Source organism: Streptomyces sp. MMBL 11-1 (genome assembly GCF_028622875.1).
GTDB lineage: Bacteria > Actinomycetota > Actinomycetes > Streptomycetales > Streptomycetaceae > Streptomyces.
This window is the reverse complement of record NZ_CP117709.1, coordinates 7,426,410-7,452,978: the sequence shown is the minus strand read 5'-3', so window position 1 is coordinate 7,452,978 and position 26,569 is coordinate 7,426,410. Positions and strand designations below refer to the sequence as shown.

Here is a 26,569-nt window from a genome sequence, read left to right as displayed (position 1 = left end):
GGCCGCGTGTCCGCGACGGTTCGCGCTTGGGTGGAAGCCAAATATCGAGGATCCGCTGGGCGGACCCCTCACCTCATTAACTAGACGATTGCCTGAAGGCAACCATCCCTCATGCTGTCGCCGCCTGACAACCTGCCATCCCTTCTGCCCAGTCCCCGCACGGAGAAGGTCGCAGACTCTTCACGTGAGACCCACATACCCCGGTTCTGCAGGGCTAGCGGTTGCGGCTCCAAAGCCATTTCCTCCATGGCAAGTTGGCCGTTGGGCTGGGCATGAGGAGTGGTCAGAGAATGCTTCATCTCCTGGACGAACAGGCTTTTCATGCTCAGGCACCGCACCGCACCGCAGACCGTAGGTCAGCAAGCGGGGACACGTCCGGAACGCATGCTGACCGTTTACTGACCCGAAGGGCACGTACTGCCCCTGGCCTGCGGCGACGCCAACCATTCAGATCTTGGACGTGAACATCGTACGCATCGTCGAGGTGCTCCTGCCGGCGGCTCGTCGGTCGGGACAGCAGAGGCCGCCTTTGGCGTCCCGTTCGCGGGTGGGGGAGGACGTCGATGCGGACCAGGCCGTGCCTTCATGGACAGATCCGGTGGAAGTCGACCCCGTCGGGCACATAGCGGTGCCATTCCCGCTCTGTCAGAGACCGGCCCGCAATGGCGCAAGCCTGATTCTTGAGGGTGGCGAGATCGTTGAAGGCGTCAGTTTTCCACAAGCGTATGGTCTCGTCGTCGCTGCTGGTGGCGAGGGTATCCCCGTCCGGAGCGAAGACTGCCGAGCGCAGGACACCGGTGTGACCGGTGAGCAGGGCCAGTTGCTGATGGGTCGCGACGTTCCACAGCCTGATCGTCCGGTCGTCGCCGGCGGTCGCCAGGGTCTGGCCGTCGGGGCTGAAGACGGCTGACCAGACGGCGTCGGCGTGACCTCTGAGGGTGGCGAGGGGGCGGTGGGTTCGTACGTCCCACAGCCTTGCCGTGGCGTCCCTGCCGCTGCTGGCGAGAGTTTTTCCGTCAGGGGTGAAGGCGACTGACTGCACGGCGTCGGTGTGCCCTGCGAGCGTTGCGGCGAGGCTGCGGTCCCGTACGTTCCACAGCCGTAGCCCGCCGCCCCAGCTCGCTGTCGCCAGGAGATCGCCGTCCGGGTTGAAGGTCAGGTCGCTGACCATGCCGGTCAGTCCGTTCAGGGCACCCAGGCGCTTGTGTGTCCGTGCGTCCCACAGTTGCACGGACGAGAACTCGTCTCCGCCGGTCGCGAAGACCGTGCCGTCCGGACTGAAGGCCATCAGCGGGCTCACGCTGGTGAAGGACGCAAGTTGCTCGCGGGTGCGCACACTCCACAGGCGGGTCGTCCTGTCGATGTAGCTGCTGGTGGCGAGGTATTTACCGTCGGGGCTGAAGAGAACGCCCCGCACGGGTCTGTCGTGACCCTTGAGACTGGCCAGGCGCCGGTGGCTGTCTGCGTCCCACAGCAGGACTGACGCATCATCGTTGCTGCTCGCGGCGACGAATTGGCCGTCCGGACTGAACCGCACCGTGTTCACCTCGCCGGTGTGTCCAGTGAGGCGGCCCACTGGCCGCTGAGTGCCGACGTCGTGCAGATACACCATCCCGTCGCCCGCGCCGGCAGCGAGTGTCCTTCCGTCGGGGCTGTAGTCCGCTGGGCGCGCCGAACCGCCTGGCCCGGCGAAGCTTGCGCTTGGCCGGCCGGCCCTCATGTCCCACAGCCGAACGGCGGCATCCTCGGATCCGCTGGCCAGCGTCGTGCCGTCCGGACTGAAGGCGAGTGCGTCGACCAACCCCGTATGCCCGTTCAGCACAGTTACGGCCATGCGACCCCGCACGTCCCACAGTCTCACGGTGCGGTCCTGTCCCCCGCTTGCCAGAGTCAGGCCGTCCGGGCTGAACGCCAGCGCGAAGACGGAGCCGCCGTGGCCGGTGAGCGTGGCCGTCGAGCGGCGTGTACGCACGTCCCACAGCCGTGCCGTCGCATCGCTCGCGCCCGAGGCCAGCGTGTCGCCGTCCGGGGAGAAGGCCAGTGAAGTCACCTGCCCCGTATGTCCTGTCAGTGTGGCGAGACGCTTCCGCTCCACCGCATCCCAGAGTTGCACCTCGGACGCCTGGCTCCTTCTGTCCCGGACGTCCGAGGTGCTGACGGCGAACGTCGTACCGTCCGGGCTGAAGGCGAGGCCGTGGAGTTGCACGCCGTCGGTGCGGGGGTGGACTTGGAGTTCGCCTGTCTTCCGATGAGAACGGGTGTCCCAGATAAGGAGTTCGCCCTGCTGGCCTCCGGTGACAATGGTGGCTCCATCCGGACTGAAGACCGCTGGCCATCCGGCGCCGGTCAGGACAGCGGTCTGTTTGCGCGTGCGGACGTCCCACACTCGCACCTTCCAACGGTCGTGGCTGGTGACGAGTGTTCTGCCGTCGGGGCTGAACGCCGCGTTGCGCACTTGGCTGCTGTGACCGTCGAGTAGCGCTACCTGCCGACGTTTCCGCGTGTCCCACAGGCGGACTGTGCCGTCGCTGCCGCTGGTCGCGAGCGTCTTGCCGTCCGGGCTGAAGGCGACCGACTCCACCGCTGCCGTATGTTTCGCGAGAGTGGCGCGCAAGGGTGAGGACACCGCGGCCAGCAGTCGGGCACGGGTCTGCGGAGTCGCTGAAACACGATCGGCGGCCAGAGCGAGACGAGCGGCCAGGGCTGGGTCGGCAATGGACTGCTGACGGCTCTCCTCGGCCAGGCTCCGGGAGGCGGCCAGCGCCTGCTGCTCGCTGCTGTCGCGGGCACTACGGGTGGCCAGGGACGCCGCGACGACAACGAGCACAGCCAGCACGGCGACACTCACGAGGACCAGGCGACGCCGACGGACGCGACGTTGTCGGACCTGGGCACTGATCGCCACGAAGTCAGCTTCTTCGGCGGGGATCTCGTCGCCGCGTTCACCGATCCACTTCCTGGCCCGGGCGATCTGCTCCCGGCCGAGGGTCAGGTCGCGCGAGCGGCCCTGCTCGTGCCAGAGCCGCAGCGAGCGGCGAAGTCCCTCCTGCCAGCTGCGGAACTCCCGGTTCTCGTCGAGCCAGCGTCGCAGTCGCGGCCAGGTCTCCACCAGTGCTTGGTGGGCGAGTTCAGCGGTGTCCCGGCCCGTCGGGCGGCGTGTCACCACGACCAGCCGCGTGCTGGCCAGCCGGTGGATCAGCGCCCAGTCGGCCTCGGAGAACTCGGTGCGGGCGGCGACCCGGCGGGTGTCCGGGCCGCGTTCTCCGGCGTCGAGTTCCTCTCCGGGGCGTACGAGCTGGATGAAGATCCGCTCCAGCGCTTGTCGCTCGGTCCTGTCCGCCCAGGCCCAGAGCCTCTGATCCGCGTCGCCCGCCAGGGCGCCCTGCACACCGCCGAGCTCCTGGTAGGCGGTGGTGGTCAGCCAGCCGCGTTCCTGCCGCTCCCACAGCCGGCTCAGGGCGTACTCCAGCATCGGGAGCGCCGCGGGGCCGGGTGGAGCGTCCCGCAGCATCCGCTCGACCAGGCCGTCGGCGAACCGGATATCCGCACGACCCGCCAGCGGACCGGTGATCACCTGGGTCAGCTGGTTCCGCATCATCGGCTGCACCACCATCGACGTGGCATCCCATGCCGTACGAAGGTGGGGCAGCTGCTCGATGTGCCGAAGGAAGTCGATCCGGACGACGACCACGGCCTGGGCGGGGCGGCTTCCGTCGGTGCGGCGGTCCGTCAAAACCCCGAGCATGGCATCCAGCCGGCGGGCGGTGCTCGGCGCGTCGGTGAGCAGCGTCTCGAACTGGTCGGCCACCAGCAACAGCCGGGACCGCCCGCTGTGCCGGGCCAGCGTCTGTTCCACAGCGGTACGGATGCCCTGCTCGTCGGTGAGTTGCCGGGCCAGCGAAGACCAGTGGTCGTACCAGTCGGCCCTCATGGTGTCCGCGTCTCCTGCCGAGGCCAGGGCCCAGGCGAGCAGTTCCTCGGCGGTGAGGCGCAGCCCCAGCGGGATGCGGGCGATCACGTAACAGTCCTGGTCGAGGCTCCCGAGCAGACCGGCGCCGACCAGCGAGGACTTGCCGACCCCGGAGGGCCCGAGCACAGGCAGGAGGGGAACCTGCTGTTGGTCAAGGAGTTCGACCAGCCGCTGCGTCTCGTTCTCACGGCCGTGGAAGACAGCGCGGTCGTGCTCGGTGAACGGCAGCAGCTCCCGGTACGGACTTTCCGCCAACAGCCTCCTGCGCAGCTGGGGCCAATCCCGGGTGAGAGACTCCACGGTGAGCGCGTATCCCGTTCGGCGCCGCTGGTCGCTCTCGACGGCGACGACAACGCCGATGACACCGCCGTACTCCTCGTCCCACACCGGCGCTCCGCTGAAGCCGCTTGCCAGCGAGAACGGTACGTTTTCGTCGCAGGTCAGCTGCCACCAGCCAGTACCCTCGCGGCCCTCGATGGTGCCGCGGGTCCAGATTCCGGCGTCCTTGGTACCACCTTGTCCCGAGTACTTCGGGAACCCGAAGGCCCGCCAGCGGTGCCCGGCCAGATCGTCCGCCTCCACGATCCGCAGAGGGAGGGCCCCCGACGGGGGCTCGCCGGTCAGCTGCAGGACGGCGACGTCACCGCTGCTGTCGTCGGCCACGGGCACGCTGAAGTGCACAGTCGCCGAGACCTCGGGGCACTCGGGCAGCAGTGGGAAGTCCAGGGTGACCGGGAAGAGTTCGGGCAGTGGCTCGCCCTCCGGAAGTCCGGCGGTGGAGGCGACGACGTGAGCGCACGTGAGCAATAGCCGGTCGGGGATCAGGAACGCGACCCCGACCGGACGGCCCTCGTGCAGCACCCGGGCCGTTCCGCGCTCCCACGCGTGGTCCGGTTCCGCTGCCGGTGTCACGTACCGCCCTCGGTCCGGCTCCACTCCAGTTCCAGCTTGATGTGGGCGTCTCCGGATCCTTTGGCCACCACCAGGCCCGCCTCGGCTGTCACCCGCAGCCCGAACTCCGCACGGACGTGATCAGGGCTGCGTGGCAGATCCGCCAGCCGCTCCAGCATGGTCGCGGCCACCCGCTGGACCCGCGCCATGCCCGACTCGAACGTGTCGGCGGACGCCTCAAAGAGCCCGTCGCCGCGGCTCGCCCGGATCACACCCGACCCCTGGTCATCAGGCAGCTCGACGACGAAGAACTCGCCGTCCTCGAAGGGGACACTCAGATACACGCGCCAACCTCTCTGGCTCATCAGGTCACTTACGCATCAGGGCAGTTGAGCAGGTCTTCCCGGGCCCGACAGGCTACTGCCCTCTCCGGCACCGTCCTGCGGGTGCACCCGTCCACTGGTTCACGAAGCTGCCGGCTCTGACTACCGCAGCCACCCCGGGCGCCACCATCATGGTCCCCGTCTCGGTGTCTGTCCGGATGTTCAAGTATCAGCAGCCCAACTCACCGCGAACAAGGCCGCGTGCTGCCCGGCATCCGGTGCCGGTAGGTCCGGTACGTCTCCTCGATGGACGCGTGGCCCAGCCGTTCCGCCACGTCGGTGATGGGCATCCTGTTTCCGAGGGCGTTCGAGGCGAAGTACGCCGAAAGCCGTAGCTTCGCGTACCTCGACCGTCGACCGACCCGGTTCGCGGCGGGCCGCCGCCACCGACGGCTCTGTGGTCCTCTTCTCCTCTTACAGCTGCGTGAGGCGTTCGATCGCGTCGTCCCGCGTGGCGTACCTGGACTCCTCGCGCTCCTTGCCGCGCGCGTGCCCGGAACCGCATCGAGTCGCCGGTGACGAGCCGGATGTGTGACGGGCACGCCGCGTCCCCCGGGGCCGGGGCCCCGCCCCGTCACGTCACCCGGGCCGGCCGCCCGGTTGCGGTGGTCGGCTCGTGGCCTGACGGTGGTGCCGGGAGCGCGGCCCGCGGCGGCGCGGTCAGGAAGTGAGGAGAGCCGATGCACGACAGCCCAGGCGGGCGCCGGGTCCGCAGTTCCCCCGACCGTCCCCTGCACGGGCGGGTCGCGATCGTCACCGGCGCCGCTCGCGGTGTCGGCGAAGCGCTCGCCCACAGCCTCTCCGGCGTCGGCATGCGGGTCGCCCTGCTCGGCCGGGAAAGGGCGACCCTGCTGGAGACCGCCGAGTCGCTACCCGGCCGGAGCATGTGCATCGAGTGCGACGTCACCGACCGCGCGGCGCTGGCGGACGCGGCCCGCCGCGTCGAAGTGGGACTCGGGCCCGCGAGTGTGGTCGTGGCCAACGCCGGGATCGCGGTGAGCGGCCCGTTCGACCGTACCGCGGCCGAACTCTGGCAACGCGTCATCGACGTCAACCTCACCGGCTCCGCCAACACCGCCCGCGCCTTCCTGCCCCAACTGGCGGCGACCCGCGGTTACTTCCTCCAGATCGCGTCCACCGCCGCGTTCGGCGCCGCGCCCATGATGAGCGCCTACTGCGCCTCCAAAGCGGGAGCCGAGTCATTCGCCCTCGCCCTGCGCGGCGAGGTCGAACCGGACGGCATCCAGGTCGGCGTCGCCTACCTGCACTGGACCGGAACCGACATGCTCTCCGGCATCGACGACGACCCCGTCCTCGCAGCCCTGCGCCGCAATCAGCCCCGTCCCGCCCGCCGTGTCCACAGTGCCGCCCAGGTGGCCCAATGGCTGACCCGGGGCATCGCCCGCCGCGACCGTCACGTCTACGCCCCTCCCTGGCTCCGCTGGTGCCAGCCTCTCCGGCCGCTGTTCCCGGCACTCGTCGCTCGTATCGCCCGCCGCGAACTACGGGCCCGCCCCGGCGGGGCGATGTCGTCCCGCGGCGAGGTCCTGGGCGCCGGAGGGCACGCCGACTGGAACTCCTACTGGGCCTCCCACTCCGCTCTCCCGCCCGATCCGTAGGACGAGGGGACTCTGTCCCCTGCCCGGGGGGCGAGCCCTGGACAGTCCTGGAGAGCCCCGGACAGGGCGGGATGGTACGAACAGGTCCGGCGGGATACTCGCGTCCCCGGCCTGTCTCAGCCGTCTCAGCCCGCCCGGAGCCCGAGCCGACAACCTGAGCGGAAGAGCGTGGGAAGCGCGATGAGGAGAACGGAACAGTTCGTACCCGTTGGGCCCGCTGTCGAGGCCGGGGGCCGCGCATGAACGACGCGTCGAAAGCGCCGGTCGGCGGCGCCGCGGAACCCCTTCGTTCCCCCGTCGCTTCGCACAACGAATGGGATCCTCTCGAAGAAGTCGTCGTCGGCCGTCTCGACGGCGCCACCACCCCCTCACGGCATTCCGTGGTCTCCTGCAACGTGCCGCCATGGGCCGCACGGTTCCAGTGGCTCACCGCCGGGTTCAGGTATCCCCGAGCCCTGATCGAACCGGCCCAACGGGAACTCGACCAATTCGTCTCGCTCCTCCAGTCCCTCGGCATCACGGTCACCCGCCCCGACGCGGTCGACCACCGGCAGCGGTTCTCCACGCCGAACTGGTCATCGCGCGGCTTCTGCAACACCTGCCCCCGCGACAGCTTGCTGGTGATCGGTGAGGAGATCATCGAGACGCCGATGGCCTGGCCGTGCAGGTACTTCGAGACCCACTCCTACCGCGCACTGCTCAAGGACTACTTCCGCAGGGGCGCGCGCTGGTCCGCCGCGCCGAAGCCCCAGCTCACCGATGCCCTGTACGACCCCCACTACCGGCCTCCCCGGCCGGGCGAACCCATGCGTTACCTCCTCACCGAATTCGAGCCCGTGTTCGACGCGGCGGATTTCGTCCGTGCGGGCCGGGATCTCTTCGTCACCCGGAGCAACGTCACCAACCGCATGGGCATCGAATGGGTGCGCCGCCACCTCGGCCCGGACTACCGGGTCCACGAGATCGAGAGCCGATGCCGCACGCCCATGCACATCGACACCACCTTCCTGGTGCTCGCCCCCGGCAAGGCGCTGATCAACCCCGAGTACGTCGATGTCGACCGCCTGCCCGATGTCCTGAGTTCCTGGGACATCCTCGTCGCGCCCCAGCCCGATCCGATTCGCGATCCCCTGCTGCGGCTCACTTCCCTGTGCGGAAAGTGGCTCAGCATGAACATCCTCATGATCGACGAGAAGCGCGTCATCGCGGAGCGGCATCACACCACCATGCTGCGCGCACTGGAAAGCTGGGGATTCGAGCCCATCCCGTGCGACCTGCTTCACTACGCGCCCTTCGGCGGATCCTTCCACTGCGCGACACTCGACGTCCGACGTCGCGGCGGGCTGGAGTCCTACTTCGACCGGTAGGCCGCTTCGCGACCGGCCCGGTCCCGGCGGGCCAGCAGTCGCTGGGCAGCGGAGAGCACGGTCGTGGTGCCCCAGGCGGAGCGGAGGGCGGCGCGGGCGGCGTTGGCGCCCGGAGCGCCGTGCACTCCGCCGCCCGGATGCGCTGACGCGGACGCGAGATACAGGCCCTTCACGGGCGTTTCGGGGCGGCCCGTTCCCGGCACCGGCCGGAATACCAACTGCTGGTGCATCGAGGCCGTACCTCCGTTGATGGCACCGTTACGCAGATTGGCGTCCGCGTCCTGCAACGCCACCGGGGAGAGAATCCGCCGAGCCCGGATCCGGCTGCGGAAGCCCGGGGCGTACCGCTCCACCTGCTCCTCCACCCGGTCGGCCATCCGCTCCCGTTCGTCGGCGTCCCATCCGCCGGTCAGCCCGTCCGCGCCCGCGTCCGCCTTCACCGCGTGGGGCACGTGGGTGTAGGCCCACGCCGATTCGGTGTCCAGCGGCGACCGGGTCGCGTCGGCGGTGGTCATCTGCCCCACCAGCAGGAAGGGTCGGTCCGGGATCAGGCCGCGGGCGATCTGGGAGGCGCATCTGGTCAGCTCGTCGACCCCTTCGGCCAGGTGGACGGTACCCGCCGAGGCGGCGGCCGCGCTGCTCCACGGAACAGGGCCGTTCAGCGCCCAGTCCACCTTGAAGGTGGCGAAATCCCACTGGAACCGTCGCATGTCGTCCAGGAGCCGGCCGGGCAGATGCTCGGCGGCGACCAGCGCCCCGTAGAGGCTCGGGGCGGACACGTCGGCCAGCACGGCCCTGCGGGCGGGAACCGCCTCCCCCGCCTCCGTACGCACGCCCACGGCGCGCCCCCGCCGTACGGCTACCTCGGTGACCCGCTGCCCGCACCTCACGCTGCCCCCACGCCGCACCAGCCGGCTCACCAGCGCCGCGGTGAGAGCCCCCGCGCCGCCGACGGGGACCGGGAAGCCGTGGAACTGCCCCAGCATGGACATCAGCCAGCCGAAGCCGCCGCTGCCCGCCGCCTCCGGCGCCAGATCGGCGTGCAGGGCATTACCCGCCAACAGCAGCCGCCCACCCTCCCCGGTGAACTCCTCCTCGCCCAGCCTGCGGACCGGGAGGACAAGACTGCGGGCCAGCCGCAGCCCGCCGGCCGCCCTGAGCCGCGCCGCCAGCACGGTCCCGGCCCGGACGGGTGGAAAGGGCGCGAAGAGGGCGTCGACGATGTCCTCGCCCAGTCGGTCCCAGATCCGGCAGAGGCCGAGCCAGCCCTCGCCGTCGCCGGGCGCGAAACGGTCCAGGCCGGCGGCGGTCGCCGCCCGGTCCCGGTCCAGCACCGCGCAGGAGCCGTCGAGCAGCGGGTGCGCGAGCACCTGCGGCGCGTGGCTCCAGCGCAGCCCCTCCCGGTGCAGATCCAGCCGGGCCAGCACCGGGGAAGCCGCGGCCAGGGGGTAGAACGAGCTGAACAGGTCGCTGACGTACTCGGGGTGTACGCCACGGTCGCTGCGGACCGCGCCGCCCGGTTCGTCCTGCGCCTCCAGCACCTCCACCGACCAGCCGGCGTCGGCGAGCAGGTTGGCCGCGACCAGGCCGTTCGGTCCGCCGCCGATCACTACCGCGTCGACCATGGGAGCGTCACCCTCCGTTTCGACGGCGCGAACCCGTCCGCACGGGGTTCACGTACAGCGGGACGTCATGGACGGTCGGCCGGTGCGACGCCGCTTCCGCTCTCACGCGTCTGCCCCGGCGTCATGCGCTCGGTCAGCCGGGCGAGGCGGGCCAGCATGGTGCGGTGGCGGATCTGGATCAGCGAGTCCAGCAGGACGTTGTGGAGCGTGCCGCCGATGCCCCGCAGCGGATGTTCGTCGACGGTCACGAGGGTCTTGTCGCCCCACGGCCGGATGTCCAGGGCGATACGCGCCGAACCCAGCGGGCCGGCCTCGGCCTCCAGCTCCAACGCCCCGGGCCTTTCGATACGCCGCACCACCGTGCGGCCGGTGAACTCCTTGGGGCCCAGGCGCACGCTGTAGGTGATCGAGGAGCCCAGCTCCGGCCAGTGGCCCTGTTCCCGGCGGGACCCGGAAGTTCCCACCACCCAGGTGCCGTACAGATCCTCGTCCTCCAGCACGGCCCACACGGCGGACGGGGAACGGTCGATCAGATGGTGCCGGGCTGCCATGTTCGTCCTCGCTACGTCGGTCGGAGCGTCCTGAAACGCCGGACGTGGTGCCGCTACTGGGTACCACCGATACCGGACGGCAAACCCGTCCTCGCGAGCGGGCCGGCCGACCCGGTCGCACTCGGGCGCGCTCTGCGAGGTTCGGGCGTTTCGCGTTTCGGCGACCCGCGATCGGTCTACCCGTACGGGAAGGGCGGCACCCCGCCGCACAGCACGACCTACACGCCGGGAGGCGCTCATGCCCACCGTGGTCCAGGACATGCTCACCACCTACCCCGCCGATCTGGGCGGCGTGGACCGCCAGAAGCTCGCCCGCTGCATCGAAGAGTGCGTCGCCTGCGCCCAGGCCTGCACGGCATGTGCCGACGCCTGTCTGTCGGAGGAGGCGGTCGCCGAGCTCACCAAGTGCGTTCGCACCGATATGGACTGCGCCGACGTCTGTGGAATGACCGCGGCCGTGCTCTCGCGCCACACGGGGTACGACGCGAACGTGACCCGCGCGGTCCTCCGAGCCTGCGCCACCGTCTGCAAGGCCTGCGCCGACGAGTGCGAGGCCCACGCGGACCGGCACGAACACTGCCGCGTCTGCGCCGAGGCGTGCCGCCGTTGCGAGCAGGCGTGCGACGACCTCCTGTCCTCACTGGGCTGACCGCTCGTCGGTCCGGCGCGGACACGCGCCCGGCGGGCCACCAGTGGGACATCGTCGGCCGACCGAGCACCGGAAGGAAGCGCACCATGACGGAGAAGAAGCTCTCCAAGGGCGACGACGTCGTCTGGCGGAGCCACGGGCAGGACGTCGAGGGCTCCGTGACCGGGAGAATCGAGAAGCGGACCAAAAGGGCCGGCCGGACGGTCGACGCCTCCGAGGAGGAGCCACAGTACGAAGTGCGGAGCGACAAGACGGGCAGGAAAGCCGTCCACCGCCCGGAGTCACTGGACAGGAAGAAGGACGGGGGCCGGGCGTGAGCGACGGCCGGCCCCGGGCACATGGGCAACCTCGCCGGACATGTTAGGCCGTGGCCCAGGGGCCCGGGCGCTCGTACAAGGGTGTGAGATACGCGAGATCCATGGTTTCCTCCCGGTCTGTCGGAGTGCGCTCGACGCGGCCGAGTACCCGGCCGGTCACGGTTGCCCACCTGCCGAGCCGCACGTCGATGCGCTTTCGCATGCGATGCCTGGTCCCGTTTGAGGCCCTCGCCGAAGGGAACGCGGCCGAGCGGTAGGCCGTGGGATCGGGTCGCGGGGCACGGGACTCGGCGTGCCGCTCTCGGCCCGCCCCCTCGGCCCCCTCGACGGCTACCACGGCCGGGCCGGGCGGCGAGTTTCCGCACCTGTCCCGCATTACGCACGTTTGGCCACTATTCGGACGGGTATGCGAAGAATGCGCTTCGGACATGAGGCGCGCCCGTCGGAGCTCCGGGCGGCATCTGTCCGACTCGGCGTGCTCCTAAGGCGACTCAACGTAACCGTCGTCGAGGAGTGAACTCGCATGCAGGCTGCACCTGGCCACGAACGACGCACTGGCGGGGGCGACTTGGCCGCACACGAGTCCTTTCGGAGGCTGAGCGCGCTGCCTCCGGGCCGGGAGCGGGACGAACTGCGCAGCGATCTGGTCTGCGCGTGGCTGCCGATGGCTCACCGAATAGCGTCACGGTTCCGCGACCGGGGGGAGGCGATGGACGACCTTCGGCAAGTGGCCGCCATGGGCCTCGTCAAGGCGGTGGACCGCTACGACCCGCTCCGCGCCAGTGCGTTCGAGACGTACGCGGTTCCGACCATCACGGGCGAGCTGAAGCGGCACTTCCGGGACCACACGTGGGACGTCCACGTACCGCGCCGCGTCCAGGATCTCCGCAACCAGGTACGGACGGTCCGGCGTGACCTGAGCCAGCGGGCGCGTGAGCACGCGCCCACCTGCGCCGAGATCGCCTCCGCTGCCGGACTGAGCGAGGACGATGTACTGCTGGGCATGGAGGCGCTGGAGAGTTACAGCGCCCTGTCCCTGGACGCCGAGCCGGCGGGCGCGGAAGGGGGCAGGCCTCTTTCCGAACGGCTGGGGTGCACCGACAGGGCCCTGGATGTCGCTGTGGACCGGGAAGCCGTGAAGCCTGGTCTGCGCAAGCTGCCGGAGCGGGAGCGCACCATCCTCTACCTCCGCTTCTTCCGCGACATGACACAGGTGAGCATCGCCGAGAGCCTGGGGATTTCCCAGATGCACGTCTCACGCCTGCTCAGCCGGTCCTGCGAGCGGCTGCGCGACGACGTCCTCCAGGGGGCCGCGTGACGGCCTCCACGCGGCCTCCACACCGAACAGGCGACCGGCGGCCGGTTCCCGCGCCCAGGCCCACCATGCTGGTGAGCAGGCCATGAGGACGGCCCTCGCCCGCCTGACACCGCGCATGCACCGGCCCGAGAAGTACCAGGTGGTGCAGTCCTTGAAGGCGGCCGCCGCGGCCATCATCGCCTGGGCACTGACCGGCTGGTGGCTGGCGGCGCCCATGGCGCTGATGGCCCCCTGGGCGGCCGTGGCACTGGTCCAGGGGACGGTCTACCGGTCCATGCGCACCGCGACCCAGCTGCTCCTGATGATCACGGCCGGAACCGTGCTCGCCGCCGGCGCCGCCGCCCTCACGGGGAACACGATGGTCGCCATGGTCATCGTCCTGCCCCTCACCGTGCTGCTCGGAAATCTGGCGCCCGTCGGCGGGCAGGGCCTGTACGCACCGACCACTGCCCTCTTCGTGCTGGCCTACGGCTCGTACTCGTTGCCGGCCGTCGGGCACCGGCTGCTGGAGACGGCGGTGGGAGCCGCCGTGGGCATCACGGTGAACGCCATGATCCTGCCGCCCGTCCATTCGCTCCACGTCACCAGGCTGGCGTGCGCGCTGCCTCGCGACTGCGCCCAGTTGCTGCGGGACATCGGCGACGGCGTGCGGGACTACGACGCTCAGCGGGCGGAGCACTGGCACCGGAGCGCCCACGACCTCCTGGCCGCCCTGTCCGAGCTCCACGTGGCCCGGGGATGGGAGTCCGAGAGTTTCCGGCTCAACCCCGGCCACCGTCTCCGCCGCAGGACGCCCCCACCGTCCACCGCGTGGGACATCGTCTGGGCCCGGGTGGCGAATCGGCTGCTCGCGCTCACTCTGACGCTGTGGGAGACCGCGTCCGAACACAGGCGCCTGCCCCGCCCGTCGCACCGCGCCCTGGCCGAAGTCGGCCGGCTCCTGTCGGCCGTGGCGGAGGTCTGCGCGGCCGACGAATCCATCATGGCGCACGGCGCGGACGAGGAGCGGTGCGGGCGGCGCGACGCCTCTCTGGCAGCTGCCCACCGGGCGCTCGCAGCCGTGGAGGACCACCTGCGGGGCGGGGCCCCCGAGGAGATCGGAGCCGCGCTCGGCAGCCTGGCGGCGGACTGCCAGGCGCTGCTCGACGACCTCGCCCCCGACGGAGCGGACACGGACGTTCCGCCCGCCCGCGAGCGCCACGGAGACGAAGCCATCTGATGCTGCCACCGCTCGGTACACGGTTGGACAGCCTGCTCCGGCCCCGCGGTCGGACGGGGCGTGCCGTGGGGTGCCGAGGTCACGGCGCGGCGCGAGATCCTGCGTCGGCCGGCGACGGTGGCCGTCGAGCAGCGGAATGGTCCCGGCAGGAGCGCGTCGTCTGGCAGGCGACGACGGCCCCGAGTTCGCGCGGGCGTTCGCCCAAGAAGTGCGCCGGTTCTACCCGTTCGCACCCTTCGTGGGAGGCATGGCCGCCGAGCGACTGGGGTGGGCCGCCCTGCGGACAGGGCGGCATACCCCTGACCTGCACGGCAGCCCCTCTCCGTACCGCTGTATCAGCACTGCGCGAGCATGCCTTTGCGGAGCTTGGCCAGAATGCGGTTGAGCAGCCGCGAGATGTGCATCTGGGAGAGCGAGAGGCGCTCACCTATCTGGGCCTGGGTCATGTCCTGACCGAAGCGCATGCGGACGATCGCGCGTTCGCGTTCGTCCAGGCACTTCATCAGCGGTGCCAGTGCGTGCAGGTTCTCGACCAGTTCCAGGGCGGGATCGTTTTCGCCCTTGATGTCTCCGTAGGTGACGGTCTCGGCGCTGTTCCGTTCGGAACCGATGGGCAGGTCGAGGGAGCCCGCGGTATAGCCGTTGGAGGCGACAATGCCCTCGATCACCTCTTCCTCACTGATGCGCAGGTGCTGGGCGAGTTCGGCGATCGTCGCCTCACGGTCCAGTCGGCCCGCGAGTTCTTCCTTCGCCCGGGCCAGGGTGACCCGCAGTTCCTGCAGACGTCGTGGGACATGAACGGCCCAGGTGGAGTCGCGGAAGAACCGCTTGATCTCCCCGACGATGTAGGGGACGGCGAACGAGGTGAACTCCACCTCCCGCGACAGCTCGAACCGGTCGATGGCCTTGATCAGGCCGATCGTCCCGACCTGGACGATGTCCTCCATCTCGCCGCTGCCACGGTTACGGAACCGCTTCGCCGCGAAGTGCACCAGGGAAAGATTCATCTCGATCAGCGTGTTGCGCGCGTACTGGTACTCCTGAGTGCCCTCTTCGAGAACCTGCAGCTGTTCGAAGAACAACGTCCCGAGCGCACGGGCGTCCTTCGGCGCGACACCACGCGGGTCATCGATCCGCGGAAGCCCCGCTATTTCGCCGATAGCCGGGGCAGAGATATCCGTGGACGTCGACATGGCGAGATTCCCCTTTTCTGAAACCGGTTCGAAGCCCCTGCGGGATCGCGCTTACCCGCCCTGAGTCGCGTCATTCCCAGGAAAGCGTCGATCGCCGCGCACGGTGGGCGGGCTGAACGCCACGAACAAGGGCACCGACATGTCGGTAAGGAGCGACTATTGGGTCCTGGCGGCGTGACATCCGCCGGTACACGGAACGGCTGCGGACAGACGGGCCGCCGGCTGCCCGAGCCGCACCTCTTCACACGGGGGGCAACTCCCCCGCCGCGGGGTGCGGTGGCCGGGGCGTCGCGGGCCGCGTCAGACGGAGCGCGCGTGTCCGGGGCCGCCAGGCTCTTCCCGTACGCCCGCTCCACGTGCCGAGTGCTCACGGACGCGGCGGCAGGACTCCGTGATGAGACGGGACACATGCATCTGGGAAACGCCCAGTTCCGCGGCGATGGCGCTCTGTGTCAGGTCCGCGAAGAAGCGCAGGTAGAGGACGCGCTTCTCGCGCTCCTCCAGACAGAGGATGCCGAGCCTGGCCGCTTCGCGGTCGAGCACCAGGTCGAAGGCCTCGTCGACGGTGCCCAAGCTGTCGCCGAGCAGCGCGTCGCCGTCTCCGGCGGAGATCTCGGCGTCGATGGACAGGGCGCTGAAGCCATGGAGTGCCTCGTCTCCCTGGCGCACCTCGTCCTCGCTCAGTCCCGTGTGCTCGGCGATGTGGGCGAGCGACGTCGGCAGGCCGGCGGCGGACAGTTCGGCTCTCGCGAGGCGGACGGTGTTGCGCAGGTTCTGGACTCTGCGGGGGACGTGCACGGTCCACAGCCGGTCACGGAAGTGCCGCTTGATCTCGCCGGTGATGGTGGGGATGGCGAAGGGCGCGAAGGCGCGGGCGACCGCCGGGTCGAAGCGGTCCACGGCGTTGACCAGGCCCACGGCCGCGACCTGACGCAGATCCTCCAGGTTCTCACCACGGTTGCGGTAGCGGGCCGCCAGACGGTGGGCCATGGGGAGCCAGGCACAGATGATCCTCCCCCGCAGACGTTCCCTCACCGGCCCGTCGGGCAGCTCGGCGAGCCGCCGGAAGTCCGCTGCCGTGTCGGGGTCGTCGGCATACCGGGTGTCGACGGCCATGGGCCTACTCACTCCTCGGCGTACAGGTATCAAGGACACCGGGAGGAGCGTGCAGAACGTGCCGGGCATCCCCGTGCACGTCCTCCACGGCATCCCTTGCCGGGACGCGCCTCACCTCCAGAGCGCACGGTGTGCCCTGCCACTCGGCGAGGCCCGCGAACCGCATCGGCCGTATCGACCACCCGGCCGGTCGACAGCGACCACACAGTCGGCCGGTCCGGGGCCTCCTCGCGTCCCGGAGCGAGCGGGGTTCGCCGGCGACAGTGCGGGCGGCACGTACCGTCGCGAACGCGGGAACCAGCGCGCACCGGTGCTGGACGGGGCGCTTCAGCGGGGCCGGCCTTCCCGGAGCCACTGGGCATGATTTCCACCGGGCATAACGGGAACCCGCCGTGGAGCGCGACACCACGACCACGCGCGGAAGGAAAACAGGTACTCGCCATGACGACGCTGATCGAGCTGACCTCCGCTCAGGGACCGCATCTCGCCGCCCAGGAGTGGGCCGGCGGAACCGTTCCGTTCATCGTGGGCCTCTTCGTGGTGGCCCTGTTGATCGGCACGGTCGTCTGGCGGACCCGCAAGGGAAGCCGCCCGCCGCGCCCGGAGGAACAGCGGCGCCGTTCCACGGCGGCCTTCAGCACGCCGGACGAGCCCCGTGACGCCGGTGACTTCGGAGAAGAGGGCGAGCGGCTCTCACCCCACCAGATGAAGGGGTACGGCAACACGGGTGGGCCCGCCCGATCGGAGGACGGCCGAAGCGGCGGGCACGGCAGCGGCGGGCACGGAGCTTGACCCCGACGGCCTGTACGGGGCGACACCTTCCTGGAGGTCCGGCTGCGTCCGGGCGTCGGTGAGTGACGCGCCACCGGGCCGGACCCCATGTCGGGCGCGGTGAGCGCGGTCGGCGGGTCCGGTCCACCCGGTTGCGAGGTCGCGTCATTCCCGAGCCGTCACGTGCGGCCGACCGGTTTCGCCGGCCGCCCGGGCACGACGACGGCCAGTTGGTCACGTGTGAGGGCTCGTCAGGTGGCTGCCGCTCGCCGCCGAAGGGCCGCTCGCGTGTCACGGGCGAGAGGGTCGCACTCTCGACCCGTACATGGGGCGCCCTGGAGAGGGTTGGCGGCAGAAACACTCCGTCGCCCGGTCCACGGTCCCGGGCTCCACTCGTGTGCTGTCTGCCGATCAGGGCACTTCTGGCGTGTTCTCGTGTCTTATCTGACTTTTAACGAAGATTCATGGCATCCCTTAGTCGATCAGGTGATCAGTACGACAATCATCTCGGCTTGAAGGAGCCTTCATGCGCATCTCCAGTTCCGTCCGCTCCCGCAGCGCCCGCACGGGCGCCAAGGTCGCCGTCGCGGTCGCGGTCGCCGGTGCCACCCTGGCCGGAGCACCCGCCGCCCACGCCGCCCCCGGTGACAGCGGTGACATCGACATCCGCTCGGTCAGCTGGCACTCGCGCGGTGACCGCGAAGGGGTCGAGGTCTGCAAGTTCGTGCTGGCGGCGAGCAACTTCGAGTCGCTCCCCTCGGTCCCCTGGACGATCACCGAGCAGCCCCCGACGGTGCCGCCGGGCAACACCCTGCTGGCCACCCTTCCGCTCATCAACGGCAGCGCGCGCAGTGAGGCGTACCTGCTTCCGGAGGGCACGTACCAGCTGGTGTGGGTCGTCCCGGCGGGCCCGAAGCAGAAGAGCTTCAAGGTCGAGTGCCCCGACCGCGGTCACGGCGGCGGCAAGCCTCACAAGCCGCAGAAGCCCATCGGCTCGGTCCCCGCGGGCGGCGGCGGTGTCCCGGACATGGAGCCCATCAGCTCGGAGAGCGACTCGAACGCCGGAACCACCGCCGCCCTGGCCGCCGGGGCCGCAGGAGCCGCGGGCCTGATCATGATGCGCCGGTCCGCACGTCGCCGTGCCCGTGGCGAGGCGTAACGCCCGCTGCCGACGGCAACGACGAGGACCGACGCGCGCCTGCCGTCTCACCATGACGCTGAGCGTGACGTTCTCTCTGGTGGCCGGCATCGTCTGGGTGTCCTCGGATTCGTCCCAGGACACCCAGACGGTCACCGCCGCCCGCGGCAGCGACGCCGCGGGCGGCGGGAGAGAGCCGTTCCGACGGGCACCGCACAGACCCGATAAGCATGTGCCCGCCTCGCACGCCCCTCTGGTGCCCTCCCGCCCCCTGAAGGTCGCCATCCCCGCCATCTTCATCGAGGCGGCGGTCACCGGACTCGGCCTCGACGCGAAGGGCCGGCTCGAAGCCCCGCCGTTGAGCAAGCCCAAGCTCACGGGCTGGTACGAGAAGGGGCCGTCGCCCGGTGAGAACGGCACGGCCCTCCTCGTGGGCCACCGGGACACCAGGACCGGCCCCGCCATCTTCCTCAACCTCAACGCCCTGCGCCGGGGCGACAAGGTCGACGTGGTGCGCGCGGACCGCAAGACCGCGGTGTTCACGGTGGACGCGGTGAAGACGTACACGAAGGACAAGTTCCCCGACGACAAGGTGTACGGGGATACGGGGCGGCCCGAACTCCGGCTGCTGACCTGCGGCGGGCGCTTCGACGAGAAGGCGGGTTACTCGGCGAATGTGGTGGTCTTCGCCCACCTCACCTCATGGAAGAAGGCGGCCTGAACGCCGCTCGGGATCGGCCGGTGCCTCGGGGGCGGGGTACCGGCCGATCCTCGTTCCGGGATGTGCCGCGCCCACCGGCTCGGCGGACCGTGCCCACGGCTCGGCGCGCGTCAGGACTTCGGCGGATTCCTTCACCCCTCCGCCGGCCCCACCAGGTTGCCCGTCGGTCACGTACCGCAAGGACAGCACCGGCCCACGCGCCCTCGGTTCGGATCTCCCGTGTCAGGGAAGCGGTGTGCCGCCGGTGGCGTTCATGATCTCGCCGGTGATGTACGAGGCGTTCGCGGAGGCCAGGAAGACGTAGGCCGGTGCCATCTCCGCGGGCTGGGCGGGGCGGCCGAGCGGGCTCTGCTTCCCGAACTCGGCGGTGTCGGGCAGGGTCGCCGGGATGAGGGGTGTCCAGACGGGGCCGGGGGCGACGGCGTTGACGCGGATGCCGTCGGAGGCCAGCATCTGGGCCAGGCCCTGGGTGAAGGTGACGATCGCCCCCTTGGTCATCGCGTAGTCCAGCAGATGGGGGCTGGGCTTGTACGCCTGCACCGAGGTGGTGTTGATGATCGACCCGCCCGCCGGGATGTGCGGCAGGGCGCTCTTGCAGAGCCAGAACATTCCGTAGAGGTTGGTGCGCACCACGCGGTCGAACTGCTCGGTGGAGATGGCAGAGATCCCCTCCGGCCGGGACATCTGGTAGGCCGCGTTGTTCACCAGGACGTCGATGCGGCCGAACTCGGAGAGGGCGCGTTCCACGAGCGAGCGGCACTGCTTCTCGTCCCGGATGTCGCAGATGACGGGCACCGCCCTGCGGCCGCTGTCCTCCACCAGGCGGACGGTCTCCTCGGCCTCCTTCTCCTCCTCGGGGAGATGAGTCAGCAGGACATCCGCACCCTCACGTGCGAAGGCGAGAGCGACCGCGCGTCCGATGCCCGAATCACCACCGGTGATCACCGTCTTCAGGCCGTCCAGCAGTCCCGACCCCCGGTAGGACTCCTCGCCGTGGTCGGGTGGCGGGTCCATGGGGCCGGTCCAGCCGGGGTGTTCCTGGTCCTGCTGGGGAAATTCCGGGCGGGGGTGCAGTTCGTTGGGGTCCTGCGGTTGTGCGTGGTTCGCCATGATGAGCCTCCTACGTCCGTCGGACACGTCCGGTCCAGGGGCTGCGCCCCGATTGACGCGGCACATCGGGCCGGCCCGCCGTGCCGCCTGATCCGCTGGACTGAGCGGCCCCCGGCTCAGCCGATCTTCCGTCCCGCCAGCGGCGCGGTGTTCTCGCCCGCCCCCGCGCGTACGCCGCGCAGGAACGCGCCCAGCGCGTCCTCCGCCGTGCGGGCGGGCTGCCAGCCCAGCGTGTCGCGGGCCCGGCCGGAGTCCAGCACGGGCAGCCGCAGCACCGCGTCGAACAGGTGGGGGGAGGCAGGTACGGCATGGGCTCGCCACGCCCCGGCGAGCACGGTGCGCACCAGCGCCCTGGGAATCCGCACGACCCGGGCGTCGAGCAGGTCCGCGAGCCCGCGGGCATCGATGACCGGGTCCGCCGCCAGATTGAAGGGGCCGCGTACGTCGCGGAGCACGGCCAGCCGGTAGGCGTCGGCGGCGTCGTCGGTGTGGAGCACCTGGAAACGCAGCCCCTCAAGGTCGGGCACGAACGGCAGCAGGTCGGGCCGGAGGAGGGGGCCGGGGGCGTGGCGGCCGGCGAAGATCCGCCGCTGTTCGGAAGCGGCCGTCTCCTTGAAGAGGAAGCCGGGGCGCATCCGTACCACCCTGATCTGCGGGTGGCGCAGCTCGAACGTGTCGAGGATCCGCTCCAGGTAGGCCTTCTCCCGGCAGTAGGCCGCGTCCGGCCAGCCGTGGGTGGGCCACTGCTCGTCCACGCCGGGCTCGTCCTTGGGTCCCGGAGAATAGGCGCCGACGGAGGAGGCGTGCACCAGGGCGGGAACGCCGCAGCGCGCTGCGGCGTCGAAGACGCGCTGGGAGCCCAGCACATTGCTCTGCCAGGTCACCAGCGGGTCGTGGGTGGGCTGGAATCGCCAGGCCAGGTGGACGACGGCGTAGGCGCCGTCCAGGAGGCCGGTGAGCCGTTCCTCACTGCTGGGCCGGGACAGGTCGACGGTGTCCCATGCCACCTTCGAGATCTCCAGCGCGGGCCTTCTGCGGGCCAGCCCGAGGACCGAGGAGATGTCCGGGTCCGCGGCGAGCGCGCGGACCACGCTGGTCCCGACGTTGCCGGTGGCCCCCGTGACCACGACCCGCTTGCCCGGGTGGGGGCTGTCGTTCTTCACGCGGAGCTTCCTTCCTTCGTCGTCGGCCCGTGTCCCCCGTGTCCGCTGTGGGCGGTGTCAGGGGATGAGCAGGGTTTTGATCATTCCGTCGGCCTTCTTCTGGAACGTCGCGTACGCCCCGGGCCCCTCTTCGAGGGGCACATGGTGGGTCGCGAAGGAGTCCACGCCCAGTGGGTCGTCGTCGACCAGCAGCGGCAGCAGATCGTCGACCCAGCGCTTGACGTTGGCCTGGCCCATGCGCAGCTGGATCTGCTTGTCGAACAGGGTGAGCAGGGGCATCGGGTCGGCGGACCCGCCGTACACCCCGGAGACGGAGATCGTGCCGCCCCGGCGCACCAGGTCGATCGCGGTGTGCAGCGCGGTGAGGCGGTCGATGCCCGCCGTCTGCATGAGGCGCCGTCCGACCGCGTCGGGCAGCAGCCCGACCGCGGTGTGTGCCGCCTTGGCCATGGGCGCGCCGTGGGCCTCCATGCCGACGGCGTCGATCACCGCGTCGGTGCCACGCCCGTCCGTGAGATCGCGGACGGCCTCGCCGAGGTCCTTGCCGTGGCGGCGCAGGTCGAGGCAGGTGGCGCCGTACGCGCTGACCCGGTCGAGGCGTTCGGGGACCAGGTCCACGCCGATGACGAGGCCGGCTCCCCGGTGGAGGGCGATCCGGGCGGCCATGGCGCCGATCGGGCCGAGGCCGAGGACGGTGACGCTGCCGCCGGGCGGGATGTCCGCGTACTGCACGGCCTGCCAGGCGGTGGGCAGGACATCGGAGAGATACACGAACCGGTCGTCCGACGGCCCGTGCGGGACCTTGATGGGCAGGTCGTTGCCGAAGGGGACCCGCAGATACTCGGCCTGGCCTCCCGGCACCTGCCCGTAGAGCTTGGTGTACCCGAACAGGGACGCACCGGTACCCCACTCGCGCACCTGGGTGGTCTCGCACTGCGAGTGAAGCCCCTGCCCGCACATGTAGCAGTGACCGCAGGACACGTTGAAGGGCACCACGACCCGGTCGCCCGGCGCGACAGCGGTCACCTCGGCCCCGACCTCCTCGACCACACCCATGGGTTCGTGCCCCAAGATGTCGCCGGGGTCGAGGTAGGGCCCGAGCACCTCGTAAAGGTGCAGGTCGGAGCCGCAGATCCCGGTGGACGTGATTCTGACGATGATGTCCGTCGGATCCTGGATCCGTGGGTCCGGGACGGTCTCCACCCGGACGTCACGCTTTCCCTGATAGGTCAGTGCGCGCACGGTCCCGCTCCTTCCTCTGCCGGTAGCGCGAACGAGTGTGCCGGGTTCCCACCACAGGCCGCGTGAAACACGCGGAAGGGCCGTGCACCCGGCACGACCCGTCCACTTGAGATGATGAACCCATGGGAAACAGTGCTCTCGTCGTGGTCGACATGATCAACGCCTACGATCATCCGGACGCCGACCTGCTCGTTCCCTCCGTCCGGACGGCACTCCCCCACATCGTCCGGCTCATCGCCCGCGCCCGCTCGGAACACGTCCCTGTCATCTACGCGAACGACAATTTCGGAGAATGGCGATCCCACCACGGAGAGATCGTCGAGAAGACGCTCTCGGGAGAGAACGCGGAGCTCGTCGAACCCATCCTTCCGGACGATGAATCACTCTTCGTCGTCAAGGCCCGGCACTCGATCTTCTACGAGACGCCGCTCAGCTATCTGCTCGCCCAGTTGGGCGCCGATCACCTCGTACTGTGCGGACAGGTCACCGAACAGTGCGTGCTGTATTCGGCGCTCGACGCCCACATCCGGCAGCTGCGCGTCACCGTCCCCGGGAACGCCGTGGCACACATTCACAGCGACCTCGCCGACGCGGCTCTGCGCATGATGGAACGCAACATGGGAGCCAGGATCATCCCAGCGGACGACGTCACGTTCTGACCATGGCCGCAGGGGCCGCTCCTCCGACGGGCGCCGGGGGCCGGAGCAGCTTCGCTCCTCTCCTTTCGGAGGATTCCGCCACACCGAAGTGTTAGGTGCGGGCGATCTCGGGCACCAGTGTCGCCGTGCCCACCCTCTGACTCGCGCCGTCCCGCAACGGCAACAAGGAGACCTCCTCATGCGTGCGCTCGCCCTTGTCTGCACCCTGAACGCCTCACCTGCCCGCTCCAGCAGCCAGTTCCTCGCCGAGCAGGTCATGGCCCAGTTCGCACGCCATGACGTACAGGGAGAGATCGTCCGGGTGGCCGACCACGACGTCCGTCCGGGGATCGGGGTTGACCTGGGCGAAGGCGACGCCTGGCCGTCCCTGCGGGAGAAGGTTCTGGCCGCCGACATCCTCCTGATCGCCACACCCATCTGGCTCGGACACCCCTCCAGCGTCTGCCAGCTGGTCCTGGAGCGCTTGAACGCCGAGTCCTCCGAGACCGACGACCAGGGCCGCCCGCACACCTACGGCAAGGTCGCCGCCGTCGCTGTCGTCGGCAACGAGGACGGCGCGCACAAGGTCAGCGCCGACGTGTTCCAGGGACTCAATGACGTCGGCTTCTCGTTGGCCCCCGGGGCCGTCACGTACTGGGTCGGCGAAGCCATGCACGGCACCGACTACCAGGACCTGGACGAGACTCCCGAAGCCGTCGCCTCGACGACCGCGGCCCTCGCGGCCAACGCCGCGCACCTGGCCCGCCTGCTCTCCGGCCACCCCTACCCGGCGGCCTGATCGTCAACTGCGCGGGCGCGGCCGCGGTGCCTCAGTCCGCCTCCCCCACCGCCGTCCTCACCAGTTCGCCCACCTGACCGACGATGTCCGAGCGGTTGCGCTCGAAGTCCGGGTCGGTGACGGCGCCCGTCTGCGGGTCCGTGTTCTCCGCGCCGAACCGCAGGACCGGCGTGTGCAGATGGCCGCCCGGCAGCTCCGGCAGCCCCAGCCGGTCGCGCAGCAGGGTGGCCCGGTAGGCGATCTCGTTGGAGAGGTAGTCGCCGCCGCCTCCGGCCCGCGACGCCGAACCGGGCGTGGGTCCGTGCGGCCGGGTCACCGGCTGGGTGCCGCCTGCCGGTATCTCGGTGACCTCGGTGTTGTCGTACACGGGGAAGGGGCCCGTTTCCGCTGCGACGAGCCGGCGGTACGGGAGTGTGGTCGTAGTCCACTGCGGCTGTGAGCCGGGGTCGTCGACGGGGACGGTCCCGGTACTCGCCTCGTTCTCGTTGTCGGGGAAGCCTCCGCGCCAGGCGCCGTTGGTGCGCTCCACGTCGAAACGGCCCTGGCGGCCCTGGCTGACGGTGGTGAACAGGTCCAGGTGCGGCAGATGGCGGGCGAGCACCCGCTCGACGGTTCCCTCCGCGAAGTCCGTCCAGCGCACCGGGAAGACGGCGGTCTCGATCCGGGCCGGCCCGTCGGCGGTCCGTACCAGGGTGCCGTCCAGGGCGAGCGCGCTCGCCCCCGAGGGATTGCCGATCCGGGCGTCCCTGTCCAGGGTGAACGGGTCGAACCCGGTGACAAGGACCCGCTTCACGCGGTGGCCCGGGAAGCGGATGTCGTCCTGGCCGCGCGAGGAGGTCTCCAGAGCGGCGTGCAACGCCCTGCGCCGCTCGTCGGAGAGCGTGAACCGGGGCGTCCACGCACGCAGTTCGCGGCTGAGCGCGAGTCGGGCCCAGTACAGCGGGCGGTCGTCGCCCCGGCTCAGGTCGCCCGTGGCGGGTCCGCGGCCCTGGGCCCGGTCCACGGCGCGCTCCCACAGCGCGGAGGCGTGGCGGGTCACCGTTCGCTCGGCCTGCGCGTAGCCGCCGGAGCCCCGCAGGGCGCGCTCGAAACGCGGGGCGAAGGCATCGAATCCGCTCCGCCGCAGGATCTCCCGCGGGGCGGCCCGGTCGAGGCGCTGCTCCTCTACGGTCGCCGCCGTGAGGGTGCGGGCGGTGTCCGCCGGGGCAGCCGCGGCGGGCAGGGCGGGGCCCACGACAACGAGCAGGAGCGCCACACCGCCAAGGCCGAGCCGGGTGGTTGCGGAGAGTCGGTGCGTCACGTGGGTCCCTTCGGGTCAACGGCTCGTCGCAGTATCGCGTCACCGCCGGAGGCGATGCCACCGGGCAAGACCCGTGCAAGCACGTGGAGAAGGGGACGGAGCACGCAGAACGCATACGAAGCGGCCGCGAGGGTCTCGGCGGCGCGCGGCACCTGTTCTCGGCGAGCGTGGACGTGACCGATGCTCACCCGGCGGTGCTCTCCGTCGGCCTGATGACCGTCTTCCCGCTGGACTTCGCTTCGGCACGGTCCCGGGCCCTACCACCTGACATCCAGCCGCTGCGGGCTGCGGGAGGTCGTCCCGGTCCGCCACGCGACCGTGTCCATGGGTGCGGCCAGGCGCAGGTCCGGGAAGCGGGCGGCCAGGCGGTGCAGGGCGAGCTGGAGCTCCGTGCGGGCAAGCCAGGCGCCGAGGCAGTAGTGGGGACCGGCGCCGAAGGAGAGCGTGGGGGCCTCCAGCGGGGCGAACAGGTCGTGGAGGGTTGCGGGCGGGAAGACCTCCGGGTCGCGGTTGGCCATGCCGCAGTCGGCGAGCACGATCGCACCGGCCGGGATCGTCACCCCGCCGACCTCGACGTCCTCGGCGGCGTGGCGGGTGCTGCCCCGGTCGTCGCCCAGCGGGACGAGATGGACGAGGCGGTCCACGAGGCGTCCGGCGGCCTCCTCGTCGGCGCCGAGGCGGGGCCAGGTCTCGCGGCGTTCGCCCAGAAGGTAGAGCAGCGCGTTGCCGAGCATGGTCATGGTGCTGTCGTGGCCGCCGACCACCAGGCCGCACACCAGGCTGACCAACTGGGCCTCGGGGACGTCTCCTTCCTCGTCGGCCGCCGCGACCAGACTGCTGATCAGGTCCTCGCCCGGCGTCCGGCGCCGCTCCGCGAGGAGGTCCGCGCCGAACGCGCTGAAGTCCTTGAGGACCGATGCCACCTGTTCGCCCTCGTGGGTGCCGTCGGAGAAGGCGTGTTCGCTCCAGTGCCGCATCCGGCCCCACGCGGACTCGTCGAGCCCCATGAGACGGCTGATCACCGCCACCGGCAGCGGGAGGGTGAACTCGGCGACGACGTCCGCCGGTCGCCGACGCGTCTCCAGCCGGTCGAGGAGCTCCTCCACGATCGCGGCGATCCACGGCCGCCAGCGGGCGACGGCCCTCGGGGTGAACGCGCGTCGCAGGGTGCGGCGCAGCCGCAGATGGTCGGGGCCATCCTGGTTGAACATCAGGTCGGGGTCGTTCACCAGGTCGGGGACGCCGGAGAGGGCGGGCGCGTCGGGTGCGTACAGCTGTGCCCGGCCGAACCGCGGGTCGGAGAGGACGTGGCGGACGTCGCCGTACCGGCTGACCAGCCAGGCGGGGCCGCCGTCCGGCAGCTCGGCGGGGCGGGGCGGCCCGGGGGCCTCGAAGAACAGACGGTGCATCGGCTCCGGGACTGGCTGCGTGGGGTCGATGGTGGTCAACGTGCCTCCTGGGCAGGGGCG

At 70.6% G+C, this 26,569-nt stretch carries 22 protein-coding genes; 11 read left to right on the top strand and 11 right to left on the bottom strand.

Annotated features, from left to right (window positions below; translation table 11 throughout):
* Positions 1–583 precede the first annotated feature (583 nt).
* A complete protein-coding gene (locus tag PSQ21_RS32760) occupies positions 584–4,882 on the bottom strand; it encodes an nSTAND1 domain-containing NTPase (protein WP_274035018.1) in 4,299 nt (1,432 codons plus the stop codon).
* Positions 4,879–5,226: a CU044_2847 family protein gene (locus PSQ21_RS32755; protein ID WP_274035017.1), complete on the bottom strand. Its 348-nt coding sequence runs from the start codon at positions 5,224–5,226 to the stop codon at positions 4,879–4,881. Before PSQ21_RS32755 ends, PSQ21_RS32760 begins: the two co-directional genes overlap by 4 nt.
* A gap of 698 nt (positions 5,227–5,924) precedes the next feature.
* Between PSQ21_RS32755 and PSQ21_RS32745 the strand changes: the two genes are divergently transcribed.
* Positions 5,925–6,863, top strand: coding sequence for an SDR family oxidoreductase (locus tag PSQ21_RS32745; protein WP_274035016.1), 939 nt, complete (start codon positions 5,925–5,927; stop codon positions 6,861–6,863).
* 239 nt (positions 6,864–7,102) lie between these two features.
* Positions 7,103–8,230 carry an amidinotransferase gene (locus tag PSQ21_RS32740; protein ID WP_274035014.1) on the top strand — a complete coding sequence of 376 codons (1,128 nt, stop codon included), beginning with the start codon at positions 7,103–7,105 and terminating at the stop codon, positions 8,228–8,230.
* Here the strand turns inward: PSQ21_RS32740 and PSQ21_RS32735 are convergent.
* Complete coding sequence (locus tag PSQ21_RS32735) at positions 8,215–9,855, bottom strand: phytoene desaturase family protein (protein ID WP_274035012.1); 1,641 nt, start codon at positions 9,853–9,855, stop codon at positions 8,215–8,217. The genes PSQ21_RS32740 and PSQ21_RS32735 overlap by 16 nt on opposite strands.
* Positions 9,856–9,920: 65 nt before the next feature.
* Positions 9,921–10,406 (bottom strand): SRPBCC family protein, encoded by a 486-nt coding sequence (locus PSQ21_RS32730; RefSeq protein WP_274035010.1) that lies wholly within the window; start codon positions 10,404–10,406, stop codon positions 9,921–9,923.
* 238 nt (positions 10,407–10,644) lie between these two features.
* On the opposite strand from PSQ21_RS32730, the gene PSQ21_RS32725 reads away from it, so the two are divergent.
* The 4 genes from PSQ21_RS32725 (at position 10,645) to PSQ21_RS32710 (ending at position 13,909) form a co-directional block, all read left to right on the top strand.
* On the top strand, positions 10,645–11,055 hold the full coding sequence (locus tag PSQ21_RS32725) for a four-helix bundle copper-binding protein (protein WP_274035009.1): 411 nt from the start codon (positions 10,645–10,647) through the stop codon (positions 11,053–11,055).
* 86 nt (positions 11,056–11,141) lie between these two features.
* Complete coding sequence (locus tag PSQ21_RS32720) at positions 11,142–11,372, top strand: DUF2945 domain-containing protein (RefSeq protein WP_274035008.1); 231 nt, start codon at positions 11,142–11,144, stop codon at positions 11,370–11,372.
* A 523-nt stretch (positions 11,373–11,895) separates the two neighbouring features.
* On the top strand, positions 11,896–12,690 hold the full coding sequence (locus PSQ21_RS32715; protein WP_274035006.1) for a SigB/SigF/SigG family RNA polymerase sigma factor: 795 nt from the start codon (positions 11,896–11,898) through the stop codon (positions 12,688–12,690).
* An 82-nt stretch (positions 12,691–12,772) separates the two neighbouring features.
* Complete coding sequence (locus PSQ21_RS32710; protein ID WP_274035004.1) at positions 12,773–13,909, top strand: FUSC family protein; 1,137 nt, start codon at positions 12,773–12,775, stop codon at positions 13,907–13,909.
* 335 nt (positions 13,910–14,244) lie between these two features.
* Here PSQ21_RS32710 and PSQ21_RS32705 read toward each other — a convergent pair whose 3' ends face one another.
* Positions 14,245–15,102: an RNA polymerase sigma factor SigF gene (locus PSQ21_RS32705; RefSeq protein WP_274035002.1), complete on the bottom strand. Its 858-nt coding sequence runs from the start codon at positions 15,100–15,102 to the stop codon at positions 14,245–14,247.
* A 300-nt stretch (positions 15,103–15,402) separates the two neighbouring features.
* Positions 15,403–16,218 carry a SigB/SigF/SigG family RNA polymerase sigma factor gene (locus tag PSQ21_RS32700; protein ID WP_274035001.1) on the bottom strand — a complete coding sequence of 272 codons (816 nt, stop codon included), beginning with the start codon at positions 16,216–16,218 and terminating at the stop codon, positions 15,403–15,405.
* 441 nt (positions 16,219–16,659) lie between these two features.
* Between PSQ21_RS32700 and PSQ21_RS32695 the strand changes: the two genes are divergently transcribed.
* From PSQ21_RS32695 to PSQ21_RS32685, 3 genes are all read left to right on the top strand, one after another.
* The gene (locus tag PSQ21_RS32695; protein ID WP_274034999.1) at positions 16,660–17,010 is read left to right on the top strand and encodes a DUF6479 family protein; all 351 of its coding nucleotides are present in this window, start codon (positions 16,660–16,662) and stop codon (positions 17,008–17,010) included.
* A gap of 505 nt (positions 17,011–17,515) precedes the next feature.
* Positions 17,516–18,148 carry a hypothetical protein gene (locus tag PSQ21_RS32690; RefSeq protein WP_274034997.1) on the top strand — a complete coding sequence of 211 codons (633 nt, stop codon included), beginning with the start codon at positions 17,516–17,518 and terminating at the stop codon, positions 18,146–18,148.
* Positions 18,149–18,200: 52 nt separating this feature from the next.
* Positions 18,201–18,848 carry a class F sortase gene (locus PSQ21_RS32685; protein ID WP_274034996.1) on the top strand — a complete coding sequence of 216 codons (648 nt, stop codon included), beginning with the start codon at positions 18,201–18,203 and terminating at the stop codon, positions 18,846–18,848.
* A 222-nt stretch (positions 18,849–19,070) separates the two neighbouring features.
* Here PSQ21_RS32685 and PSQ21_RS32680 read toward each other — a convergent pair whose 3' ends face one another.
* From PSQ21_RS32680 to PSQ21_RS32670, 3 genes are all read right to left on the bottom strand, one after another.
* Entirely contained in the window at positions 19,071–19,958 is an 888-nt protein-coding gene (locus PSQ21_RS32680) for an SDR family oxidoreductase (RefSeq protein ID WP_274034995.1), read from the bottom strand.
* Positions 19,959–20,074: 116 nt separating this feature from the next.
* A complete protein-coding gene (locus PSQ21_RS32675; RefSeq protein ID WP_274034993.1) occupies positions 20,075–21,121 on the bottom strand; it encodes an SDR family oxidoreductase in 1,047 nt (348 codons plus the stop codon).
* 57 nt (positions 21,122–21,178) lie between these two features.
* Positions 21,179–22,363, bottom strand: coding sequence for an alcohol dehydrogenase catalytic domain-containing protein (locus tag PSQ21_RS32670; protein ID WP_274034991.1), 1,185 nt, complete (start codon positions 22,361–22,363; stop codon positions 21,179–21,181).
* 122 nt (positions 22,364–22,485) lie between these two features.
* Here PSQ21_RS32670 and PSQ21_RS32665 point away from each other — a divergent pair, with 122 nt between their 5' ends.
* Complete coding sequence (locus PSQ21_RS32665; RefSeq protein WP_274034990.1) at positions 22,486–23,022, top strand: cysteine hydrolase family protein; 537 nt, start codon at positions 22,486–22,488, stop codon at positions 23,020–23,022.
* A gap of 178 nt (positions 23,023–23,200) precedes the next feature.
* Complete coding sequence (locus tag PSQ21_RS32660) at positions 23,201–23,800, top strand: flavodoxin family protein (RefSeq protein ID WP_274034989.1); 600 nt, start codon at positions 23,201–23,203, stop codon at positions 23,798–23,800.
* A 31-nt stretch (positions 23,801–23,831) separates the two neighbouring features.
* Here the strand turns inward: PSQ21_RS32660 and PSQ21_RS32655 are convergent, their stop codons facing one another.
* The gene (locus PSQ21_RS32655; RefSeq protein ID WP_274034987.1) at positions 23,832–25,100 is read right to left on the bottom strand and encodes a pyroglutamyl peptidase; all 1,269 of its coding nucleotides are present in this window, start codon (positions 25,098–25,100) and stop codon (positions 23,832–23,834) included.
* Positions 25,101–25,357: 257 nt separating this feature from the next.
* The gene (locus PSQ21_RS32650) at positions 25,358–26,548 is read right to left on the bottom strand and encodes a cytochrome P450 (RefSeq protein ID WP_274034985.1); all 1,191 of its coding nucleotides are present in this window, start codon (positions 26,546–26,548) and stop codon (positions 25,358–25,360) included.
* Between the last annotated feature and the right edge of the window lie 21 nt (positions 26,549–26,569).

What these genes read in the sequence shown, in the direction of transcription:
- PSQ21_RS32755 (WP_274035017.1), bottom strand. Translation starts at nt 5,226, where the DNA reads ATGAGCCAGAGAGGTTGGCGCGTGTATCTGAGTGTCCCCTTCGAGGAC.
- PSQ21_RS32745 (WP_274035016.1), top strand. Translation starts at nt 5,925, where the DNA reads ATGCACGACAGCCCAGGCGGGCGCCGGGTCCGCAGTTCCCCCGACCGT.
- PSQ21_RS32740 (WP_274035014.1), top strand. Translation starts at nt 7,103, where the DNA reads ATGAACGACGCGTCGAAAGCGCCGGTCGGCGGCGCCGCGGAACCCCTT.
- PSQ21_RS32735 (WP_274035012.1), bottom strand. Translation starts at nt 9,855, where the DNA reads ATGGTCGACGCGGTAGTGATCGGCGGCGGACCGAACGGCCTGGTCGCG.
- PSQ21_RS32730 (WP_274035010.1), bottom strand. Translation starts at nt 10,406, where the DNA reads ATGGCAGCCCGGCACCATCTGATCGACCGTTCCCCGTCCGCCGTGTGG.
- PSQ21_RS32725 (WP_274035009.1), top strand. Translation starts at nt 10,645, where the DNA reads ATGCCCACCGTGGTCCAGGACATGCTCACCACCTACCCCGCCGATCTG.
- PSQ21_RS32720 (WP_274035008.1), top strand. Translation starts at nt 11,142, where the DNA reads ATGACGGAGAAGAAGCTCTCCAAGGGCGACGACGTCGTCTGGCGGAGC.
- PSQ21_RS32715 (WP_274035006.1), top strand. Translation starts at nt 11,896, where the DNA reads ATGCAGGCTGCACCTGGCCACGAACGACGCACTGGCGGGGGCGACTTG.
- PSQ21_RS32710 (WP_274035004.1), top strand. Translation starts at nt 12,773, where the DNA reads ATGAGGACGGCCCTCGCCCGCCTGACACCGCGCATGCACCGGCCCGAG.
- PSQ21_RS32705 (WP_274035002.1), bottom strand. Translation starts at nt 15,102, where the DNA reads ATGTCGACGTCCACGGATATCTCTGCCCCGGCTATCGGCGAAATAGCG.
- PSQ21_RS32700 (WP_274035001.1), bottom strand. Translation starts at nt 16,218, where the DNA reads ATGGCCGTCGACACCCGGTATGCCGACGACCCCGACACGGCAGCGGAC.
- PSQ21_RS32695 (WP_274034999.1), top strand. Translation starts at nt 16,660, where the DNA reads ATGACGACGCTGATCGAGCTGACCTCCGCTCAGGGACCGCATCTCGCC.
- PSQ21_RS32690 (WP_274034997.1), top strand. Translation starts at nt 17,516, where the DNA reads ATGCGCATCTCCAGTTCCGTCCGCTCCCGCAGCGCCCGCACGGGCGCC.
- PSQ21_RS32685 (WP_274034996.1), top strand. Translation starts at nt 18,201, where the DNA reads ATGACGCTGAGCGTGACGTTCTCTCTGGTGGCCGGCATCGTCTGGGTG.
- PSQ21_RS32680 (WP_274034995.1), bottom strand. Translation starts at nt 19,958, where the DNA reads ATGGCGAACCACGCACAACCGCAGGACCCCAACGAACTGCACCCCCGC.
- PSQ21_RS32665 (WP_274034990.1), top strand. Translation starts at nt 22,486, where the DNA reads ATGGGAAACAGTGCTCTCGTCGTGGTCGACATGATCAACGCCTACGAT.
- PSQ21_RS32660 (WP_274034989.1), top strand. Translation starts at nt 23,201, where the DNA reads ATGCGTGCGCTCGCCCTTGTCTGCACCCTGAACGCCTCACCTGCCCGC.